This is a genomic window from Pararhodobacter sp. (assembly GCF_036802785.1).
GTDB lineage: Bacteria > Pseudomonadota > Alphaproteobacteria > Rhodobacterales > Rhodobacteraceae > Pararhodobacter.
Genome location: NZ_DAIRVN010000119.1, coordinates 1 through 6,617, shown reverse-complemented (window position 1 = coordinate 6,617; position 6,617 = coordinate 1). Strand labels below are relative to the sequence as shown.

Here is a 6,617-nt window from a genome sequence, read left to right as displayed (position 1 = left end):
TGCGGCGGGGGTGGAACGGGGGGTGGGGCATGGTGTGACCTTGGTGATATTTGCGTTATATTATAACAACCATAGCCGCCGGACCACCGCAACCCCCATTCAAAACCCCGCCCGGTGAGGGGCGGGGCGGGGTTCAGCGGGCTAAAACAGAGGCGCTCAGCCCAGTACTTCGCGCAGGGCCTCGGCGGTGACTTCGGCGATGGTGTCTGCCTCGGCCTCGGTCAGGCACAGGGGCGGGGCGAAGCCCAGAATATCGCCCTGCGGCATGGCCCGCGCGATCACCCCGCGCTTGAGCATGGCGGCCACAACCTTGGCCCCGCTGCCCGATGCGGCGTCAAAGAAGGTGCGGCTGTCGCGGTCCTTGACCAGTTCGACCGCGCAGAGCATCCCCTCGCCGCGCACATCGCCCACATTGCGGTGGTTGCCCAGCGCCTGCGCCATCACCTTGTTCAGATAGGCCCCGGTGCGCCCGGCATTGCCCACCAGATCCAGCGTGTCGATCAGCTCAAGGTTCGCAATCCCCGCCGCCGCGCCGATGGGATGCGCCGAATAGGTCCAGCCATGGCCCAGCACCCCGTTTTCATCGGTTCCGCGCGCCAGCACATCCCACATCCGCTGGCTGACGATCGACCCCGAAAGCGGCGCATAGGCCGAGGTCAGGCCCTTGGCGATGGTGATCAGATCAGGCTTGAGCGCGTAATGGTGCGCGCCGAACATGCTGCCCAGACGGCCAAAGCCGGTAACCACCTCATCGGCGATGAAGAGGATGTCGTGCTTTTCCAGCACCTTCTGCACCGCTTCCCAGTATCCGGCGGGCGGCGGGACAATGCCGCCGGTGCCCAGAACCGGCTCGCCGATGAAAGCGGCGATGGTATCAGCGCCTTCGCGTTCGATCAGCGCTTCCAGCTCACCCACCAGATGGGCAGTGAAATCAGCCTCGGACATGTCAGCGCGAGGGCGGCGGAAGTAATAGGGCGCGTCGGTATGAACGACCTGCGACAGCGGCAGGTCGAACTTCTTGTGGAACAGCTCAAGCCCGGTCAGCGAGCCGGTCATCAGGCCAGAGCCATGATAACCACGCCAGCGCGAGATGATCTTTTTCTTCTGCGGGCGGCCAAGGATGTTGTTGTAATACCAGACCAGCTTGATGTTGGTCTCATTGGCGTCTGACCCGCCCAGCCCGAAATAGACCCGCGCCATATGGTCCGGCGCGCGGTCCATCACCATCTTGGCCAGCGTGATCGACGCTTCCGAGCCGTGGCCTGCATAGGCGTGGTAATAGGCCAGCTCCCGCGCCTGTTTGGCGATGGCGTCGGAAATCTCGGTGCGGCCATAGCCGACGTTGACGCAGTAGAGCCCGGCGAAGGCATCCAGCAGCCGGTTGCCGTCACGATCAGTGATATGGCAGCCCTCGCCGCCGGTCACGATGCGCTGCGCACCCTCGCCCCGGGCGAACTGGCCCAGATGCGTGGAGGGGTGGAAAAAGTTGTCGCGGTCCCACTGGGCCAGCTCGTCATTGGTCAGCATTGTTTTATCCTTTTTCAGTTGCGCGGCTCAGTGCCAGTCGCGGCAGACGTATTTGATATCGGTAAAGGCCTCCAGGCCCCAGCGAGCGCCTTCGCGGCCAATGCCCGACTGTTTCATCCCACCAAAGGGAACCGGCGCGCCGGTAACCTTGGTGCGGTTGACGGCCACCATGCCGAATTGCAGCGCGCGTGTCACCCGGTAGATGCGGCGCGGGTCCAACGTATGGAGGTACGCCACCAGCCCGTACTCAGAAGCATTGGAAAGGGCGATGACCTCCTCTTCGCTGTCAAAAGGCGTTACGGCGGCGACGGGGCCAAAGGTTTCCTCGTTCATGATGGCGGCATCAGGGGGGGTATCGACCAGCAGCGTGGGTTTGTAGAACAGCGGCCCCTGCGCATCGCGCCCGCCGCCTGCCAGACAACGCGCGCCACGCGCCACGGCATCGGCGACATGGGCCTCCTGCTTGGCAACCGCTTTCTCGTTCATCAGCGGGCCAAGGTCGCAATCCTCCATCCCCGGCCCCAGTGTGAGCGCGCGGATACGCTCAGCGAAGCGGGTGCAGAAGGCATCATAAAGCGGGCGCTGGATGTAAAAGCGGTTGGCACCCAGACAATCCTGCCCGGTAGTGGCGAATTTGGCCTTGATCGCCTCATCCACCGCCTGCTCCAGATCGGCATCGGCAAAGACGATGAACGGCGCATGCCCGCCCAGTTCCAGCACCAGCCGTTTTATGGTGTCGACGGACTGACGGTAGAGGAGCCGCCCGACCTCAGTCGAGCCGGTGAAGGACAGCGCCCGCACGCGGGGGTCAGCGGTCCATGCGCCGACAATTTCCGGCGCGTCACCGGGCACCACGTTGAACACGCCGGGCGGGAAGCCTGCGCGCTGCGCGAGTTCGGCCAGCGCCAGAGCGGAAAGGGGTGTCTCGGCGGACGGGTGCACGACGCAGGTGCAGCCCGCGGCCAGCGCTGCCGCGGCCTTGCGGGTGATCATCGCGCAGGGGAAGTTCCACGGCGTGATCAGCGCGGCCACGCCCACCGGCTCGCGCCAGACCTCAACCTCGGCATCGGGGAGGTGTGAGGTGACGCCCTCGATATCCGGGCGCTTGGCCTCTTCGGCGTAGAATTCGACGAAGCTGGCGGCATAGTCGATCTCGCCGCGCGCCTCGGACAGCGGTTTGCCCTGCTCGGCCACCATGATCAGCGCCAGATCCTCGCGGGCAGCGGTGATCAGATCGAACCAGCGGCGCAGGGTGGCGCCCCGCTCCTGCGGCAGGGCGGCGGCCCAGCCGGGAAAGGCGGCTTGCGCGGCATCAACGGCGTCGCGGGCGGCGTCGGCATCCATCCGGGCAACGGTGGCGACGCTCTCGCCGGTGGCAGGGTCGGTTACGTCGAATGTGCCGGTGCCATCACGCCAGCCGCCGATATGGCCGCGCGTTTGCAGCAGCGCGGGGTCGGCCAGCCGGCCGGAAAGATCGGTGGGTGTCGGTTGAGCGCGCCGGGTTGCTTGCATGGGGGCCTCCTGTCTGGTTGCCCGCAGTCTAGCTGCAAGGGGCCAGAGGATTCGCACCGTTGAGACCCGTCCGCGCAGGCGGATCGTTCAAAGAACGCCCGGTTTCAGGATGAACCATCCAGAAGCGCGGCCAGCGGCGGCGGGGCGGCCTTCACATCCTTGGTCACGATGTAGCTGAAATACCGCTTCACCCCGGCGCGGCTTTCCAGCAACGCATCCATCAGCGCCTGATAGCTGGCCACGTCGCGGGTGATCACCTGCATCAGGTAATCGTACCCGCCGCCAAGCGCCCAGCAGAAGGTGATTTCATCAATCCGCGCCACCGCGCGCTCGAATGTCTGGAAGCTTTCGGCGCGGTGGCTCTCCAGCTCGATGGTGACAAAGACCACCACATGCTGCGCCAGTTTCGCCAGCGCGACCTCGGCGCGGTAGGCACGGATCAGTCCCGCCTCCTCCATCCGGTGCAGGCGTTGCCAGCAGGGCGTGGGCGACAGGTTCACCCGGCGCGCCAGATCCGCCTTCGATATCCGCCCCTCGCGGGTCAGAATCGACAGGATGGCGATATCGCGGTCATCAAGGGCAAGCGGGCGCATGGCGCTATCTTTCGCCGGATCGGCAGCTTGTCAATCCGGCGTGAACCGGAGCGGCTTTGTCCTTGCATGGGCCGATGAACTTGTCATGATACAAATCATGACAATGTGGATGCCAGACCCCGCCTCGCTCAGCCGCCCGGCCTATCGCTCGCTGGCGCGGGCGATCGTTGCGGCGATCAGCGATGGCACGCTGCGCCCGGGGGACCGGCTGCCAACCCACCGCGATCTGGCTTTCCGGCTGGGCCTGTCGGTTCAGACCGTCAGCCGCGCGTATGAGGCGCTGATCCGCGCCGATGTGATCACCGGCGAGGTGGGGCGCGGCACCTACGTCAAATCCGCCCCCGGCGACGGGCGCGGCCCGCCCTATCAGCGGCTGGACAGTGGCGAGCCGGTGATCGACTGCTCGATGCTGACGCCGGTTCTGACGCCGATGCACGGTGCCGCGCTCGACAGCGCGCTGGCCGGGCTTGCGGGTTCGGTTCCGCCTGAGGTGCTGGGCTCTTTCCGCCCGCGCATGGCGCTGCGTTCGCATGTCGAGCGCGCGCAGACATGGCTGGCGCTGTGCGGCATCGAGGCCCGCGCCGACCGCGTCCTGCCCACCAATGGCGCCACACCGGCCATGACGGTGGCGCTTCTGAGCGCCGGTGCTCTGGGCGATCTGGTGGTCACCGAAGAGCTGGGCCACCACACGCTGAAAAGCCTGACGCAGTTGCACGGGCTGAAGCTGGAAGGGCTGGCATGCGACGATCAGGGCATTCTGCCCGCCGCGCTGGATCAGGCCGCCCGCCAGCGCAAAGCGCGGGTGCTGTATGTCATGCCCTCGGGCAATAACGCGCGGGCGTTGACGATGGGAGCGCAGCGGCGCGCTGATATCGTGGCCGTTGCGCGCCTCCATGACATGCTGATCGTTGAAAATGATGCATGGGGGCCGCTGGAGCCCCGGCGCCCGGCGCCGCTGGCCATGCTTGCGCCCGAGCGGGTGTTTTACTTCACCGCCCTGTCAAAATGCCTGATCCCGGCGCTGCGTTCCGGCTGGCTGGTGGTGCCCGAAAGTCATGTCACCGCCGCCTTTGGCCGCCATATGGTGACCAACTGGATGGCGAGCGCGCTGGTGGCCGAACTTTCCGCCCGGATGATCGAAGACGGCACGGCGCTGCAACTGCTGCGCTGGCAACGCCGAGCACTGGCGCGGCGCAACGTGCTTGCGCGGCGCCTGCTGGACGGGCTGGGCCTGCAGGGATCACCGCATGGCCTGCATGTCTGGCTGCCGCTTCCGCCGGGCTGGGATGAGGCGGGGTTTGTCAACAGCGCCCGGCTCAGAGGCGTCGCCGTCGCCCCCGGCAGCGCCTTTGAAACCGACCCCTCACGCCGCCGCATTCAGGGTGTGCGAATCTGCCTGGGCGCACCGGATGAGCCCGCGCTGCGCGAGGGACTGAGCCTGATCGCGCGGCTGGCACGCAACATGCCGGAGCCTGATTTCCTGACCCTCTGAAACCGCTGCACAAGCCCGGTTCTGGCCCGGCATTTGCACTCATTGTCATGATTCAATATACTGATTGACATGACACTTGTGCAGGTCTTCTGTGTGAGGGTCTGGAAGTGCGCACCGCAGGGCCCTGACGGCCCTGCCGCTGCAGGGCGGATTGCCCGGGTGCCGGTTCCACAGCCAGCCGATGAAGCGGCCCCCAATTCGGGGGGCAGTTGATGCGTATCCTGCGCCCTGTCGCTGCTGGTTCGATGAAAACGCACCCTCGGGGTGCAAGCCATGGGAGATGGACATAATGAATCTCAAGACCGTATTGATCGGGTGCGCAAGCGCTGCCGCATTGATGGCCACCAGCGCCTCGGCGCAAGACACCTGGCGCTACGCTTTCGAAGAGGCCATCGACGAGGTGCAGGGCGTCTTTGCCACGCAGTTCAAGGAACATATCGAAGCCAATTCAGACCATACCGTGCAGCTTTTCCCCTTCGGCACGCTGGGTGAATCGGATGACATCATGGAGCAGACGCAGGCGGGCATCCTGCAGTTCGTCAACCAGTCGCCCGGCTTTACCGGCGCGCTGATCCCTGAGGCGCAGGTGTTCTTCGTCCCCTACCTGCTGCCGCAGGAAGGCACCGCGCTGAACGAATTCTTCCGCACCTCGGTCGCCATCAACGAGATGTTCCCGGAGCTTTATGCCCAGCACGGGCTGGAATTGCTGACGATGTATCCGGAAGGCGAAGTGGTCATTACCACGCGCAACCAGGTGAACAGCCCGGCCGACCTGAACGAGCAGAACATCCGCGTCATGACCAACCCGCTGCTGGTGGAAAGCTACCGCGCCTTTGGTGCCGTGCCGACGCCGCTGCCCTGGGGTGAGGTTTACGGCGCGCTTCAGACGAACATGATTCAGGGTCAGGAAAACCCCATGTTCTTTGTCGAATCGACCCGCATGTATGAGGTGACCGACTACATCACCTTTACCGGCCACAACAACTTCACCACTGCGCTGATGGCCAATCAGGATTTCTTCGACGGCCTGTCCGAGGAAGATCAGGAACTGGTGCGCGAAGCCACCGAGGTCGCGTTCGACTATATCCTGGAATATCAGGAAGGTCTGACCGAGCGCGCGCTGGAGGCGATCATGGAGGCCAAGCCCACGATGACCGTCACCCGCCTGTCGGATGAAGAGCGTCAGGCCTTCATGGAAACCGCCGAATCCGTCGAGGCCGAGTTTGTGCGCATGACCGGCGACAGTGGTCAGGCCATTCTGGACCAGATGAAAGAAGACCTCGCTGCGGTTTCGGACTGATCGCAGAGAAACTCTCCGGGGCGGGCGCAACCCGCCCCGGGGCTTTGACCCGCGCAGACAGGGGGCCGCCGCGTGAAAAGGCCAGCCTGCGCAGCGCCGGACACCTGCCCGTTCCCGAATCCCGTTGCCAGCCATACGAAGGGTGCACCGCGTGACCGATCCTGACCGCCCGCCCGCCTCAGACACGCCACCC

General features: G+C 65.1%; 5 protein-coding genes. 2 read left to right on the top strand and 3 right to left on the bottom strand.

Going from position 1 to position 6,617, the window contains the following annotated elements; all coding sequences use genetic code 11:
* Positions 1 to 156: 156 nt before the first annotated feature.
* The 3 genes from V7Q53_RS22720 to V7Q53_RS22710 all read right to left on the bottom strand — a co-directional run bounded on the left by V7Q53_RS22720 (position 157) and on the right by V7Q53_RS22710 (position 3,632).
* The gene (locus tag V7Q53_RS22720) at positions 157 to 1,527 is read right to left on the bottom strand and encodes an aspartate aminotransferase family protein (protein WP_333831247.1); all 1,371 of its coding nucleotides are present in this window, start codon (positions 1,525 to 1,527) and stop codon (positions 157 to 159) included.
* A 27-nt stretch (positions 1,528 to 1,554) separates the two neighbouring features.
* The gene (locus tag V7Q53_RS22715) at positions 1,555 to 3,039 is read right to left on the bottom strand and encodes an NAD-dependent succinate-semialdehyde dehydrogenase (protein WP_333831246.1); all 1,485 of its coding nucleotides are present in this window, start codon (positions 3,037 to 3,039) and stop codon (positions 1,555 to 1,557) included.
* A gap of 104 nt (positions 3,040 to 3,143) precedes the next feature.
* On the bottom strand, positions 3,144 to 3,632 hold the full coding sequence (locus V7Q53_RS22710; RefSeq protein WP_333831245.1) for an Lrp/AsnC family transcriptional regulator: 489 nt from the start codon (positions 3,630 to 3,632) through the stop codon (positions 3,144 to 3,146).
* A gap of 97 nt (positions 3,633 to 3,729) precedes the next feature.
* On the opposite strand from V7Q53_RS22710, the gene ehuR reads away from it, so the two are divergent.
* Both ehuR and dctP read left to right on the top strand, forming a co-directional pair.
* Positions 3,730 to 5,124: a MocR-like ectoine utilization transcription factor EhuR gene (gene ehuR / locus V7Q53_RS22705; protein WP_333831243.1), complete on the top strand. Its 1,395-nt coding sequence runs from the start codon at positions 3,730 to 3,732 to the stop codon at positions 5,122 to 5,124.
* A 289-nt stretch (positions 5,125 to 5,413) separates the two neighbouring features.
* Positions 5,414 to 6,424: a TRAP transporter substrate-binding protein DctP gene (gene dctP, locus V7Q53_RS22700; RefSeq protein ID WP_333831241.1), complete on the top strand. Its 1,011-nt coding sequence runs from the start codon at positions 5,414 to 5,416 to the stop codon at positions 6,422 to 6,424.
* The last annotated feature ends 193 nt before the right edge of the window (positions 6,425 to 6,617 follow it).

What these genes read in the sequence shown, in the direction of transcription:
- dctP (WP_333831241.1), top strand. Translation starts at nt 5,414, where the DNA reads ATGAATCTCAAGACCGTATTGATCGGGTGCGCAAGCGCTGCCGCATTG.
- V7Q53_RS22715 (WP_333831246.1), bottom strand. Translation starts at nt 3,039, where the DNA reads ATGCAAGCAACCCGGCGCGCTCAACCGACACCCACCGATCTTTCCGGC.
- ehuR (WP_333831243.1), top strand. Translation starts at nt 3,730, where the DNA reads ATGACAATGTGGATGCCAGACCCCGCCTCGCTCAGCCGCCCGGCCTAT.
- V7Q53_RS22710 (WP_333831245.1), bottom strand. Translation starts at nt 3,632, where the DNA reads ATGCGCCCGCTTGCCCTTGATGACCGCGATATCGCCATCCTGTCGATT.
- V7Q53_RS22720 (WP_333831247.1), bottom strand. Translation starts at nt 1,527, where the DNA reads ATGCTGACCAATGACGAGCTGGCCCAGTGGGACCGCGACAACTTTTTC.